The sequence below is a fragment of the Serratia sp. BNK-33-b genome, from assembly GCF_048684565.1.
GTDB lineage: Bacteria > Pseudomonadota > Gammaproteobacteria > Enterobacterales > Enterobacteriaceae > Serratia > Serratia marcescens.
Window position 1 is genome coordinate 3,878,824 of record NZ_JBLQTZ010000001.1, and the last position, 13,381, is coordinate 3,892,204.

Sequence of the window (13,381 nt, forward strand, 5' to 3'; positions counted from 1 at the left end):
TTAGCCGGGGGATTATCAGTGCGCGGTCACTTGGGAACGCGTGCACACCCGATCATAAATCGCGACCAGCGCCAACATCAGCAGCGAAGGCGGCAACCATGCCAACCCCTGCTCCGCCAGCGGCAGGTGAGTGGACCAGGCCGGCAACAGTTGCTGGAAACTGGACGCTTTCACCGCGTCAAGAATACCAAACAACAGGCTGACAAGCATCACCGGCGCAATGATGCGCGGCGCGCTGTGCCACCAACACAGGGTGAAGCTCAGCACCACCAGCACGATGCACGGCGGATAAATCGCGGTCAGCACCGGAATGGAGATCTGGATCAGGTGGCTCAGGCCGAGGTTGGACACCACCATCGAGAACAGGCCCAGGATAAACACCAGCGTCTTGTAAGAGAACGGCAGGTATTGCGCGAAGAACTCGGCGCAGGCGCAGGTCAAGCCCACCGCGGTCACCATGCAGGCGATGAAGATCAGCGCCGCCAGGAAGAAGCTGCCGAGGCCGCCGAAGGTGTTCTGAACGTAAGCGTGCAGGATCACCGCGCCGTTGGTGGCGTCAGGCACCAGCGCGCCGCTGCCGGAGCCCAGCTTGAACAGGCTCAGATAAACCAGCGTCAGACCCACGCCGGCGATCAAACCGGCCAGAATGGTGTAACGGGTCAACAGACCGGCGTCTTTCACGCCGCGCGAGCGCGCCGCGTTGACGATAACGATGCCGAATACCAGCGCGCCCAGCGTATCCATGGTCAGATAGCCGTTAACGAAGCCGGAGGAGAAAGGCACGCTCTGATAAGCCGCCGTCGCCGGGATAGGCGCGCCGGCAGGCCACAGCAGCGCGGCGATACCCAGTACGGCCAGCGCGACGATCTTCAGCGGCGCCAGCACGTGGCCGACAGTATCGAGCAGACGGCCCGGATACAGGGAGATGCCGATCACCAGCGCGAAGTACACCAGACTGTAGATGAACAGCGGCATGGCGCCGTCGCCGGTCAGCGGGGCGATGCCCACCTCAAAGGACACGGTGGCGGTGCGCGGCGTGGCGAACAGCGGGCCGACGGCCAGGTAGCAGACGGTCGCCAGCAGCAGGCCGGCGCCGCGGCCGATCGGCGAACTGAGGGCGTCGATGCCGCCGCCGACGCGCGCCAGCGCGATGACGGTGATGACCGGCAGGCCCACGGCGGTGAGCAGGAAGCCCAGCGCAGCGATCCAGACGTGTTCACCGGACTGCAAGCCGACCATCGGCGGGAAGATGATGTTCCCGGCCCCAACGAATAAGGCAAAGGTCATGAAGCCCAGTGCCAGGATATCTTTTGACGTTAAACGATGACTCATACGATGTCGTGTTGCCTGTTCAAATGAAAAAAAATTGTCCGATAGCGTGGTGGCGAAACGCCCCACCCGGTTGCCGGCATGCCCGATCGTCGCAGCGCCAAATAAGCACCCTAAACGCAGTCGATCCGGCGTTTATGTCCCTATTCGAAAGTGGCCGCTCATGAAGATGGGCAAAATTTTAGGAGTTATAAAAATGGAGGTTTAATCCGACAACGAAGGCTAAGGTAAACGTTTATAGCGCTTCAAGGCAAGACGCACGGCGAAAAGCAGAGCTATCGACCATATAAACTTTAGCCACCAGTCGATCATATTGGCTATCAATAAATATACACTACATGATTTGTATCATTTTTGAACAATGAATTCACGAAACGTGAAGCATATATCGCATTACCGCGCGAAAACGCCAATAAATGCCCGGTTTTCGCGTGGTATAAGCTCCGTTTTGCCGTGAAAAAAGGCGAAAATTACGCCGATTTTTGTCGCTTATTGCGCCGTGGCCAGCGCGAGCGGTGGCAACCCGAGCGCCTGACGAGTCTTCTGCAGGGCGGCCGGCGGCAGCGGCAGATAGCCGTCGTGGTTGACCAGGCTTTGCCCTGGTGTCGACAGCACGCGATCGAGGAACGCGGCGGTCAGCGGCTCCAGCGGTTGATTGGGGGCTTTGTTGATGTAGATATACAGATAGCGCGACAGCGGATAGCGATCGTTGCGCACGTTGGCGGCGGTAGGCGCGACATAGTCTTCTCCCGACTCCGCCAGCGGCAGCAGCCGCACGCCGCTGGCGCGAAAACCGATGCTGGCGTAGCCGATGCCGTTGAGCGAACCGGCCACCGCCTGCACCACCGAAGCCGAACCAGGCAGCTCATTGACGCGCGGCATGAAATCGCCGCCGCACAGCGCGCGCAGTTTGAAATAGCCGTAGGTGCCGGACGCCGAGTTGCGGCCGAAGCGTTGCAGCGAGCGTGTCGCCCAGTCGCCGCGCAGCCCCAGCTCGCCCCAGCGCGTCAGCGGCTGGCTTTCACCGCAGCGCCAGGTGGCGGAGAAAATGCGATCGAGCTGCTGCAGGTTAAGGCCGCGCAGCGGATTGTCCTGATGCACCAACACCACCAGCGCATCCACCGCTACCGGCACCGCCAGCGGCGCATAACCGTAACGGTGTTCGAACGCCGAAACCTCGGCCGCCTTCATCGGCCGGCTCATCGGGCCCAGCTGCGCGGCGCCCGCCGCCAACGCGGTCGGCGCGGTCGACGAACCGGCGGCCTGGATCTGCAGGTTGACGTTGGGATAATGCTGGCTGAAATCCTGCGCCCACAGCGCCATCAAATTCGCCAGCGTGTCGGAGCCGACGCTGGACAGGTTGCCCGCCAACATGCCGTCAGGCTGCGCCAGCGCGCCGCGTCCGGCCAGCAGCGCCAGGCAAAGCAACAGCCCTCGGGTAATTCGGGTCATACCGGTGTCTCGCGTTAATTTTTCACCGCATTCTCTGATAAAGCGGCGGGAACAATCAACCGATTGGGCAAGGTAAAGATAAAGCGGGTGCCGATCCCCGGTTCGCTGAGGATCTCCAGCCGCGCGTCGTGATGGCTGAGCGCGTGCTTGACGATCGCCAGCCCCAGCCCGCTGCCGCCGGTCTGGCGCGAACGGGCCTTGTCGACGCGATAAAAACGCTCTGTCAGGCGCGGCAGATGCTCGGCTGCGATGCCCGGCCCGTTGTCGCTGACCTGGAATTGCGCGCCGTGCGCCGTCTGCTGCCAGCTGACTTCGATATGGGTGCCCTTCGGCGTGTGGTTGACCGCGTTGTACACCAGGTTAGACACCGCGCTGCGCAACTGGTCTTCATTGCCGAACACGTTGAGCTGTTCGTTCACCCGGAAGGTGATCTCGTGATTGCCGCCGCTCAGCGATTGCGCCTCGCGCTGCAACACCCGCAGCATCAGCGGGATATCCACGCGCTCGTTCATGTCGACATTGGGCGCCGCCTCGATGCGCGACAGCGTCAGCAACTGCTTGACCAGCCCGTCCATCCGGCGGGTCTGCTCTTGCATGGTGCTAAGCGCCTTGCTGCGCAGCGAGCCATCCTGCTCTTCGTCGCCCATCATCTCCAGATAGCCCTGCAGCACCGTCAGCGGCGTGCGCAGTTCATGACTGACGTTGGCGAAGAAGTTGCGCCGCGCGCCCTCCAACTGGCGCATCTGGGTGACGTCGCGCGCCACCATCAGCAGTTGCCCTTCAGAATACGGCATCACGCGGAATTCGACGTAGTGTTCGTTGTTCAGCTGCAGCGTCAGCGGGCGCGAAAACTCCTGCTGTTGCAGATAGTGGCTGAATTCCGGATAACGCAGCAGGTTAAGGATGTGCTGGCCGTTGTCTTCCGGCCAGCGAAAGCCGAGCAGATGCTGCGCCAGCCCGTTGCACCAGAAGATATTGCCTTCGACAGTGGTCATCACCACCGCGTCAGGCAACGATTCGGCCCCGCTGCGAAAGCGCTTGATCAACAGCGCCAGCTCGCGCCGGCGGCGGCGGTTGCGCTGCTGCATCTGATATAGGCCATAGAACAGCGGCTCCCAGCTCCAGCGGCCGGGCGGCGGCGTCATGCTGCGGTCGATCCACAGCCAATGGGAGAGTTTGAGCTGGTTGTAGAAATTCCACACCAGCGCTGCCAGCGCGGAGGCCAGCAGGAACCAGGGCAGATAACCGAAAATCAGCCCCAGCAGTAAGGCGGGCAAACAAAAAAGAGCCAGCTCCAGAGCCAGCCTCTTCCACGACAGACGTTCTAACACGGCATATTCTCCAGCGCGGCGCGATCAGTAGCGCGTTGAGAACCGGTAGCCGGTGCCCCGAACGGTTTGAACCATTTTATCATGCCCACTGGTTTCTAACGCTTTGCGGAGCCGACGGATATGCACGTCAACGGTACGGTCTTCCACATAAACGTTAGTGCCCCAGACGTGATTAAGCAACTGCTCACGGCTATAAACCCGCTCCGGGTGGGTCATAAAGAAGTGCAGCAGCTTGAACTCGGTCGGCCCCATGTCCAGCGCCTGATCGTTCGCCATCACGCGGTGGGAGGACGGGTCCAGGCTCAGCCCTTGCATTTCAATCACCTCCTCCACCGCCATCGGCGAAATGCGGCGCATGACCGCCTTGATGCGCGCCACCAGCTCCTTCGGCGAGAACGGCTTGGTGATGTAATCATCCGCCCCCACTTCCAGGCCGCGCACCCGGTCTTCTTCTTCGCCGCGCGCGGTCAACATCATCACCGGGATATCGCGGGTCAGCGCTTCGCGCTTCATATGTTTGATAAACTGAATGCCGGAACCCCCGGGCAACATCCAGTCAAGCAACACCAAATCAGGGAACGGCTCAGACAGACGCGTCACGGCGCTGTCATAATCCTCGGCTTCCAACGGTTGGTAACCATTCTGTTCCAACACAAAGCACACCATCTCACGGATCGGCGCTTCGTCTTCCACCACCAGTATGCGTCTTGCCATCGTCAATCCTGCCAATGTGTTAGCGACTTTTCGGGCGCCATTATGCGTCAGTTTTGTGACACTTTTATGAAAAAAACCGGCTGTTATAGGCAGTAAGCATAGCGATTATTTCCCGCAGTAAAGAAAAATCATCCGGTTGTCATCATCATTGCGCCGGGACAGCCGCCGCCGCGGCCTTTATAATCATCGCCATTATCTTTGCATCCGGGAGTGTCATGCGCCTGATCCACACCTCTGACTGGCACCTTGGCCAGTACTTTTTCACCAAAAGCCGCGCCGCCGAGCACCAGGCTTTTCTGAACTGGCTGATCGAACAGATCGAACAGCAGCAGGTGGATGCGCTGATCGTCGCCGGGGATCTGTTCGATACCGGCTCGCCGCCCAGCTATGCCCGCGAGCTGTACAACCGCTTCGTGGTGGAACTGCAGCGCACCGGCTGCCAATTGGTAGTGCTGGGCGGCAACCACGATTCGGTCGCAACGCTGAACGAATCGCGTGAACTGCTCTCCTGCCTGAACACCACGGTGATCGCCAGCGCGCAGGGCGCCCCGGAACAGCAGATCGTGGTGCTTAACCAACGCGACGGCCAGCCGGGCGCGGTGCTGTGCGCCATCCCGTTCCTGCGGCCGCGCGATCTGCTCACCAGCCGCGCCGGCGAATCCGGCGCGCAGAAACAGCAGGCGCTGCAGGAAGCCATCGCCGAACATTACCAAGCGCTGTATCAGGCGGCCTGCGAGCGCCGCGACCAGCTGGGCCTACCGCTGCCGATCGTCGCCACCGGCCACCTGACCACCGTCGGCGTCACCACCTCCGACTCGGTGCGCGACATCTATATCGGCACCCTCGACGCCTTCCCGGCGCAGGCCTTCCCGCCCGCCGACTATATCGCGCTCGGCCACATTCACCGCGCGCAGAACGTCGCCAAATCGGAGCATATTCGCTATAGCGGCTCACCGATCCCGCTCAGCTTCGATGAGCTGGGCAAAGCCAAAAGCGTCTTCCTGGTCGATTTCGCCGACGGCGCTTTGCAGCGGGTAGACGCGTTAACGATCCCGCAGTTTCAGCCCATGCAACTGATCAAAGGCGATCTGGCCGAGATCGAACGGCAGCTGCGGCAATTTGCCGACCATGCCGGCGAGCTGCCGGTGTGGCTGGATATCGAAGTGGCGACGCAGGACTACCTCAGCGACATCCAGCGCCGCATCCAGCTGATGGCGGATGAGCTGCCGGTGGAAGTGGTGCTGCTGCGGCGCAGTAAAGAGCAGCGCCGCCAGGCGATCGCGCAGCAGGAGAAAGAAACGCTGAACGAGCTGAGCGTCAACGAGGTGTTCGAACGGCGTCTGACACAGGAGGCCGACATGCCCGAAGCGCGCCAACGGCGGATGCACCAACTGTTCCGCCAGGTGGTCGAGGCGGTGCAGCACAACGCCGAGGAGAACACCCCATGAAGATCCTCAGCCTGCGGTTAAAAAACCTCAACTCGCTGCAGGGCGAATGGAAAATTGACTTCACCGCCGAGCCGTTCGCCAGCAACGGCCTGTTCGCCATTACCGGCCCGACCGGCGCGGGCAAAACCACCCTGCTGGACGCCATCTGCCTGGCGCTGTACCACCAGACGCCGCGCCTCAACGTCACGCCGAGCCAGAATGAACTGATGACCCGCCACACCGCCGAATCGCTGGCGGAGGTCGAATTCGAGGTCAAGGGCGTCGGCTATCGCGCCTTCTGGAGCCAGCGCCGCGCCAAAAACGCGCCGGACGGCAATCTACAGGCGCCGAAGGTCGAACTGGCGCGCCGCGAGGACGGCAAGATCCTGGCGGACAAGGTGCGCGACAAGCTGGAGCTTACCGCCGCCATCACCGGGCTGGACTTTGGCCGCTTCACCAAATCGATGATGCTGTCTCAGGGGCAGTTCGCCGCGTTCCTCAACGCCGATGCCAACGATCGCGCCGAACTGCTGGAAGAGCTGACCGGCACCGAAATCTACGGGCGGTTGTCCGAACAGGTGTTCGAGTCGCACAAGCAGGCCAAAACCGACCTGGATGCGTTGCATCAACGCGCCAGCGGCATCGAACTGCTGAACGACGAGCAGCGCCAGTCTCTGACCGAACAGCTGACGGCGCTGAGCGCGCAGGAAATCGCCCTCGGCGAGCAAACCCAGCGGCAGCAACAGGCGCTGAGCTGGCTGCAGCAATGGCAACGCCTCCGGCAACAGCAAAGCGAGGGGCAATTGCGGCTGGACACCGCCCAGCGCGAGCAGGCGGAGGCCGCCCCGCAGCTGCAGCGGCTGGCGCGCAGCGAGCCGGCCGAGAAATTGCGGCCGCTGCGCGGCGAACGCGATCGTTGCCGCGCCGAGCTGCAGACGATACAACAGCAGGCAGCCCAGCTGACGCAACAACAGGAACAGCACTCGGCGCAGCTGGCGCCGCTGCAGCAGGCGGTGGAAAAAACCCGTCTGGCGCAGCAAACCCATGCCGAGCATATGCGGCAACAGCAACAGTTGATCGATGACCAGGTGGCCCCGCTCGACCATCAAATAGCCCAACTGCAGTCGACACAGGCCGAGCGGCGACAGGCCGGCGATGCCGCCGCGCAGCAATGCGCCCAGCAGCAGACCACGCTGGAGCAGCTCACCGCCCAGCGCAGCCAACTGACGACGCAGGCCGCACAGCATCAGCAGCAGTTGAACGCGCTGACCGAAGCGCTGGCCGTTCAACAACAGCAGCAACAGGCGCTGGAGGCGCAAACGCCGTTGGCCCCGCTGCGCCAACGCCTGAGCGCCCTGGCGGATCTGCGCCCGACGCGCCGGCAGTTATTTGCTCTCGCTTCTTTATCGCAGCAAATCGTTAAACGGCTGGAACAACAGCGGCAAGAGCTAAACAGCGGCCAACATGAACTTACCCAGTTGGAACCACAGCTAGAACTCATCCGTCAGCAATTTAAGCAGCAGAAAGCCCACCAGGCCGATGTTGAAAAAACCTATGCGCTGGAACAACGGATCGTGGGTCTGGAGGCCGAGCGCGCCCGTTTGCAACCCGGCGCCCCCTGCCCGCTGTGCGGCTCATGCGAGCACCCGGCGGTAGAACAATACCAAGAGGTAAAACTGTCAGAAACCGCGCAACGTCTGGAGCAAATGAAAGTCCAGACCGAAGCATTGCAAAAACAAGGCGTCGAGCTGCGAGCCCGTTACGACAACCTGCAACAGCAATTGCAGCGTCAGCAGCAAACCATCGCGCAGGATGAACAACAGCTGGCCGGCCAACAGCAGCAGTGGCGGCAGCTCAGCGCGCCGTTGGCGTTCGACTTTACGCTGGCGGATGGCGAGCAACTCAGCGCCTGGCTGAACGGCTGCGACGACGAAGAACGGCGCGGGCAACACGCGCTGCAACAGCATGAACAGGCGGCGCAGGCGGTACAGCAGGCGAAGGATGCGCTCATCGCTCTGCAAACGCAGCAGCAGCAGACGCAGCAACAGCTGGCGTTGCTCGAAGAACGCTTTACGCTGCTGCAGAAAGCCCACGCCGACAGCCTGCAACAGCAGCAAGAGCTGCATCAACGCTGGCAAGAAGGCGAGAAGACCCTTGCCGAACGACGCACGCAGCGGCTGGCGCTGTTCGGCGAACAGCAGGTCGCCGAGGTGCGCGAACAGCTGCGCGCCAAACAAACCGCCTGCGAACAGGCCAGCGTTCAGGCCGCCGAGCAGTGGCAAAAGGCGCAGGAACTGCGCGAACGCCTGGCCGGCCAGCAGGCCGGGCTGCAACATCAACACACTCAGATGCAGGAGCGGCTGCAGCAGGCGCAGCAGCAGTGGCAGCAGGCGCTGGCCGACAGCGAATTCGCCGATGAAACCGCCTTCACCGCCGCGCTGCTGGACGATGTCCTGCGCCGCGAATTGCAACAGCGCAAAGAACAGCTGCAACAGCGGCAGGTGGAGGCCGCCGCCCTGCTGACGCAGGCGACGCAAACGCTGGAGCAGCACCGGCAAAACCGCCCTGAAGGGGTGGATGAAGCCAACGCGGATCTCGATGCGCTCACCCAATCGCTGGCCGAACTGGCACAGCAGTTGAAGGCGCTGCAGCTGCGCCAGGGCGAACTGCGCAACCAGCTGGAAAGCGACGCCGAACGCCGTCTCAATCAACAGGCGCTGTTCGAACAGATCGCCCGCAGCCAGCAAGACTACGACGACTGGAGCTGTCTCAACCAGCTGATCGGCTCAAAAGAGGGCGACAAATTCCGCCGCTTCGCTCAGGGGCTGACGCTCGATCATCTGGTGTATCTGGCCAACCTTCAACTCGGCCGGCTGCACGGGCGCTACCTGCTGCAGCGTAAGACCAGCGACGCGCTGGAGCTGCAGGTGGTGGACACCTGGCAGGCCGACGCGCTGCGCGATACCCGCACCCTGTCCGGCGGCGAGAGCTTTCTGGTCAGCCTGGCGCTGGCGCTGGCGTTGTCCGATTTGGTCAGCCACAAAACCAGCATTGACTCGCTGTTCCTCGACGAAGGTTTCGGCACGCTGGATGCCGAAACCCTCGATACCGCGCTGGACGCGCTGGACAGCCTGAACGCCTCCGGCAAAACCATCGGCGTGATCAGCCACGTCGAGGCGATGAAAGAACGCATTCCGGTGCAGATCAAGGTGAAAAAGGTCAACGGGCTCGGCGTCAGCCGGCTGGAGGCGCACTTCAGGCTGGAATGATCCCGCGGCTCGCGGCGCAGAAGTGTGACCGCGGCGGCACTCCGCGGTGAAAAGCGTTGAGCCGCGGCGGGCACGGGTTATTATGCCAGCATAACAGGATTGTTACTGTATCCCCTCCGCCGCTCAGGCCGCAGGGCAGAAAGATAAAATACAGGCAAAACCTGACGCCCGGGATCGCTTCCGGGCGTCAGGTTTTTTCGTTTTCAGGATGCTGAAACACCGGGAAAAACCATGAAAATCGCTAAAATACTCAATAATAACGTGGTGATTACGCTGGACGACCGTCAGGCAGAGACGGTGGTGATGGGAAAAGGAATCGGCTTTAAAAAGAAGCCCGGCGATACGCTGGACGAAAGCCTGATCGAAAAGGTCTTCACCCATAACGGCGGAGAAATCGCCGAGCGCTATAAAGAGCTGCTCGCCGAGATCCCATTGGCCTGCGTCACCACCGCCGACAGAATCATCACCCTCGCCCGCGAACGCCTGCCGGGCAAGCTGCATAACATCGTCTACATCACGCTGACCGATCACATCCACTTCGCCCTGCAGCGCTATGCGCAAGGGCTGGATATCAAAAATGCGCTGCTGTGGGAGATTAAAAAACTCTATCCGGCCGAATTCGCCGTCGGGCTGGAGGCGCTGGCCCTGATCGCCCAGCGGCTGGATACCGCGCTGCCGGAAGACGAAGCCGGATTTATCGCCCTGCACCTGGTCAACGCTCAGCTTAACGACGAGATGCATAACACGCTGCACATCACCCGCGTGATGCAAGAGATCCTCAACCTGGTCAAATACCATTTCCGCTTTGATTACAATGAGGAATCCCTGAGCTACCACCGCTTCGTCACCCATTTGAAGTTCTTCGCCCAGCGCCTGCTGGGGAAAAACTACGTCGACAGCGACGACGACTCGCTGTATCAGGTGGTGAAAGAGAAATACCGCGAGTCTTTCGCCTGCGCCGGCAAGATCAACCGCCACATCGAAAAGCACTATCAGCATCAGCTCACCACGGAAGAGATGATGTTTCTGACCATTCATATCGAACGGGTGCGCAGCGAAAGCGAGGAAAAGCCGGCTTAACGGCGGGCGTCCGCCACCCGCACGCCGTACTGCGGAAACACCGCGTCGGCGGAGATCAGCGTCAGCCCCTCGGCCTGCGCCTGTGCGATCAGCATGCGATCGAAAGGATCCTGATGATAGGGCGGCAGTTGCCCGGCCTGTTGGCAGTGAAAGGCGTCCATCGGCAACGACAGAAAATCTTCGGCCTCGATGATCGCAAAGATGTCTTCCGGCAGCGCCAGTTTGCCCAGCGCCTGCTTGATCGAGATCTCCCAAATGCTGGCCGCGCTGACGTACACCGCATTGCCCGGATCGGCGATCTGCCTTTTGGCGTTCGCGCCCAGGCAGGCGTCATCAATCAACCACCACAGCAACGCGTGGGTATCCAGCAACAGGCGCTTCATTCATCGCTCTCAAACAACGCCGCAATGGCCGTATCCCCCGCGTTGAAATCCGCCGGCACGGTGAACTTGCCCTTGGCGGCGCCAGGGCGGCGCGCTTCCCCCTTGATGGCGACCAGCTGTACGTACGGCTTCCCTGCTTTTGCAATAATCACGGTTTCTCCCTCCGCGGCTCTGTCCGCCAACTGACTCAGATTGGATTTGGCTTCGTGCATATTGGCCTGAATCGGCATACGCGTTCTCCTTAGCTAAGTTAGCTAAAGCATAAAACGCCGTCCAGTTTTTGTACAGTGAAGGGTTTAAAGCGCGAGCAGCCTCGCGCTTTGTTGCAACGCTTAGCGCTGCTGTTGCGGCCACAGCCAGGCCGCGCCGCGCACGCCGCTGGAGTCGCCGTGAACCGCCTTGCGGATCGGCGTTTCACACTCGCCGCCGAACACCCAGTCTTTCACTCGCTGCGGCACCGTGCGGTACAGGCGATCCACGTTGCTCATGCCGCCGCCGAGCACCACCACGTCCGGATCCAGCATGTTGATCACATGCGCCAGCGATTTCGCCAATCGCATTTCGTAACGTACGATCGCCTGCTCCGCCAGCGCATCGCCCCGCTCGCTCAGCGCCATGATCTCATGCCCTTGCAGCGCGTTGCCGCTCAGGCGCGCATAGTCGATGGCGAAACCGGTGCCGGAAATAAAGGTTTCGATGCAGCCCGGTTTGCCGCAGTAGCACGGCACTTCGCGGGCGTAACGCAGCTCATCGTCATCCTGCCACGGCAGCGGGTTGTTGCCCCATTCGCCGGCAATGCCGTTGCCGCCGGAATGCGCCTGGCCGTTCAGCGACACGCCGGCGCCGCAGCCGGTGCCGATGATGACAGCAAACACGGTTTTCGCGCCGGCGCCGGCGCCATCGGTGGCTTCCGACACCGCCAGGCAGTTGGCGTCGTTGGCGATGCGCACCTCGCGCGCCAGCAGCGCCGACAGATCCTTATCCAGCGGCTGGCCGTTGAGCCACACCGAGTTGGCGTTCTTCACCCGCCCGGTAAACGGCGACAGCGTGCCGGGAATGCCGATCCCGACCGATCCTCGTTCGCCGGTATGATCCTCCGCCAGTTTCACCAGTCCAGCGATCGCCGCCAGGGTTTGCCGGTAGTCATGGCGCGGCGTGGCGATGCGATGGCGAAACAGCTCCCGCCCGTCATTCGCCAACGCGATCACTTCAATTTTTGTTCCACCCAAGTCGATGCCAATGCGCACGTATTTTTTCTCCTCGATGCCACGCAACGTTGTCACAGCCTAATGTAAGCGCGCGAATGAATCACCTGTTTCCCATTCTCCGTCCCGTCCTTCCCCGGTGCGCAAAGCGACGCAATTCGGAGAGAATGGGGCGATTTTTCAGCGTCAATTCGTTATCATGCCGCCCTGCTTTTGACGAATCAGCGTGCCGAACGCACGCCCAGCCAGGGATAACATTATGCTGTGGTTTAAGAATTTGATGGTTTACCGTTTGAGCCGCGAAGTGGCGTTAAACGCGGATGAAATGGAAAAACAACTCAGCGCGTTCGCCTTCACGCCGTGCGGCAGCCAGGACATGGCGAAGACCGGCTGGGTCTCCCCGATGGGCTCGCACAGCGATGCGCTGACGCACGCGGTCAACGGCCAGATCGTCATCTGCGCGCGCAAGGAAGAGAAAATCCTGCCGTCGCCGGTGATCAAGCAAGAGCTGCAGGCCAAGATTGAGCGCCTGGAGGCGGAGCAACACCGCAAACTGAAGAAAACCGAGAAGGACGCGCTGAAAGATGAAGTGCTGCACAGCCTGCTGCCGCGCGCGTTCAGCCGCTTCAACCAGACCTTCATGTGGATCGACACCGTCAACGATCTGATCATGGTCGACGCCGCCAGCGCCAAACGCGCCGAAGACACGCTGGCGCTGCTGCGCAAAAGCCTCGGCTCGCTGCCGGTAGTGCCGCTGACCATGGAAAGCCCGATCGAACTGACGCTGACCGAATGGGTGCGTTCCGGCGAGATGCCGGCCGGCTTCGCCATTCAGGATGAAGCGGAACTGAAAGCGATTCTGGAAGAAGGCGGCGTGATCCGCTGCAAGAAGCAGAATCTGATCAGCGACGAAATCGCGGTGCACATCGAAGCCGGCAAGCTGGTGACCAAGCTGGCGGTGGACTGGCAGGAGCGCATCCAGCTGATGCTGTCGGACGACGGCTCGCTCAAGCGCCTGAAGTTCGCCGACACGCTGCGCGAGCAGAACGACGATATCGATCGCGATGACTTCGCCCAGCGCTTTGACGCCGACTTTATCCTGATGACCAGCGAGCTGGCGGCGTTGATCAAAAACACCATCGAAGCGCTCGGCGGCGAAGCTCAGCGTTAATCCCGCCTCAGAAACGACCA

At 61.3% G+C, this 13,381-nt stretch carries 11 protein-coding genes; 4 read left to right on the forward strand and 7 right to left on the reverse strand.

What is annotated here, in order from left to right; all coding sequences use genetic code 11:
* Positions 1-15: 15 nt before the first annotated feature.
* From brnQ to phoB, 4 genes are all read right to left on the reverse strand, one after another.
* Positions 16-1,332 carry a branched-chain amino acid transport system II carrier protein gene (brnQ, locus tag ACMGGK_RS18785; protein ID WP_420277120.1) on the reverse strand — a complete coding sequence of 439 codons (1,317 nt, stop codon included), beginning with the start codon at positions 1,330-1,332 and terminating at the stop codon, positions 16-18.
* A 486-nt stretch (positions 1,333-1,818) separates the two neighbouring features.
* The gene (locus ACMGGK_RS18790) at positions 1,819-2,781 is read right to left on the reverse strand and encodes a PstS family phosphate ABC transporter substrate-binding protein (RefSeq protein ID WP_420277121.1); all 963 of its coding nucleotides are present in this window, start codon (positions 2,779-2,781) and stop codon (positions 1,819-1,821) included.
* Between the two features lie 14 nt (positions 2,782-2,795).
* Positions 2,796-4,112, reverse strand: a complete 1,317-nt coding sequence (phoR, locus tag ACMGGK_RS18795; RefSeq protein WP_004940434.1) for a phosphate regulon sensor histidine kinase PhoR — start codon at positions 4,110-4,112, stop codon at positions 2,796-2,798.
* 24 nt (positions 4,113-4,136) lie between these two features.
* The gene (phoB, locus tag ACMGGK_RS18800) at positions 4,137-4,826 is read right to left on the reverse strand and encodes a phosphate response regulator transcription factor PhoB (protein WP_004940438.1); all 690 of its coding nucleotides are present in this window, start codon (positions 4,824-4,826) and stop codon (positions 4,137-4,139) included.
* A gap of 215 nt (positions 4,827-5,041) precedes the next feature.
* On the opposite strand from phoB, the gene sbcD reads away from it, so the two are divergent.
* The 3 genes from sbcD to licT all read left to right on the forward strand — a co-directional run bounded on the left by sbcD (position 5,042) and on the right by licT (position 10,602).
* Positions 5,042-6,274, forward strand: coding sequence for an exonuclease subunit SbcD (gene sbcD, locus ACMGGK_RS18805; protein WP_049299688.1), 1,233 nt, complete (start codon positions 5,042-5,044; stop codon positions 6,272-6,274).
* Positions 6,271-9,522 (forward strand): exonuclease subunit SbcC, encoded by a 3,252-nt coding sequence (gene sbcC, locus ACMGGK_RS18810; RefSeq protein WP_420277122.1) that lies wholly within the window; start codon positions 6,271-6,273, stop codon positions 9,520-9,522. Before sbcD ends, sbcC begins: the two co-directional genes overlap by 4 nt.
* A 231-nt stretch (positions 9,523-9,753) precedes the next feature.
* Complete coding sequence (gene licT / locus ACMGGK_RS18815; RefSeq protein ID WP_016928891.1) at positions 9,754-10,602, forward strand: BglG family transcription antiterminator LicT; 849 nt, start codon at positions 9,754-9,756, stop codon at positions 10,600-10,602.
* On the opposite strand, the gene ACMGGK_RS18820 is transcribed toward licT, so the two are convergent.
* From ACMGGK_RS18820 to mak, 3 genes are all read right to left on the reverse strand, one after another.
* Positions 10,599-10,985: a type II toxin-antitoxin system VapC family toxin gene (locus ACMGGK_RS18820; protein ID WP_019454226.1), complete on the reverse strand. Its 387-nt coding sequence runs from the start codon at positions 10,983-10,985 to the stop codon at positions 10,599-10,601. The genes licT and ACMGGK_RS18820 overlap by 4 nt on opposite strands.
* Positions 10,982-11,215, reverse strand: a complete 234-nt coding sequence (locus tag ACMGGK_RS18825) for a type II toxin-antitoxin system Phd/YefM family antitoxin (protein WP_420277123.1) — start codon at positions 11,213-11,215, stop codon at positions 10,982-10,984. Before ACMGGK_RS18825 ends, ACMGGK_RS18820 begins: the two co-directional genes overlap by 4 nt.
* A 102-nt stretch (positions 11,216-11,317) precedes the next feature.
* Positions 11,318-12,232 carry a fructokinase gene (gene mak, locus ACMGGK_RS18830; RefSeq protein ID WP_420277468.1) on the reverse strand — a complete coding sequence of 305 codons (915 nt, stop codon included), beginning with the start codon at positions 12,230-12,232 and terminating at the stop codon, positions 11,318-11,320.
* 217 nt (positions 12,233-12,449) lie between these two features.
* Between mak and rdgC the strand changes: the two genes are divergently transcribed.
* A complete protein-coding gene (gene rdgC / locus ACMGGK_RS18835) occupies positions 12,450-13,361 on the forward strand; it encodes a recombination-associated protein RdgC (RefSeq protein ID WP_004940461.1) in 912 nt (303 codons plus the stop codon).
* The last annotated feature ends 20 nt before the right edge of the window (positions 13,362-13,381 follow it).

Coding starts and splice junctions, on each gene's coding strand:
- sbcC (WP_420277122.1), top strand. CDS start 6,271: ATGAAGATCCTCAGCCTGCGGTTAAAAAACCTCAACTCGCTGCAGGGC.
- brnQ (WP_420277120.1), bottom strand. CDS start 1,332: ATGAGTCATCGTTTAACGTCAAAAGATATCCTGGCACTGGGCTTCATG.
- ACMGGK_RS18820 (WP_019454226.1), bottom strand. CDS start 10,985: ATGAAGCGCCTGTTGCTGGATACCCACGCGTTGCTGTGGTGGTTGATT.
- ACMGGK_RS18825 (WP_420277123.1), bottom strand. CDS start 11,215: ATGCCGATTCAGGCCAATATGCACGAAGCCAAATCCAATCTGAGTCAG.
- rdgC (WP_004940461.1), top strand. CDS start 12,450: ATGCTGTGGTTTAAGAATTTGATGGTTTACCGTTTGAGCCGCGAAGTG.
- phoB (WP_004940438.1), bottom strand. CDS start 4,826: ATGGCAAGACGCATACTGGTGGTGGAAGACGAAGCGCCGATCCGTGAG.
- licT (WP_016928891.1), top strand. CDS start 9,754: ATGAAAATCGCTAAAATACTCAATAATAACGTGGTGATTACGCTGGAC.
- sbcD (WP_049299688.1), top strand. CDS start 5,042: ATGCGCCTGATCCACACCTCTGACTGGCACCTTGGCCAGTACTTTTTC.
- ACMGGK_RS18790 (WP_420277121.1), bottom strand. CDS start 2,781: ATGACCCGAATTACCCGAGGGCTGTTGCTTTGCCTGGCGCTGCTGGCC.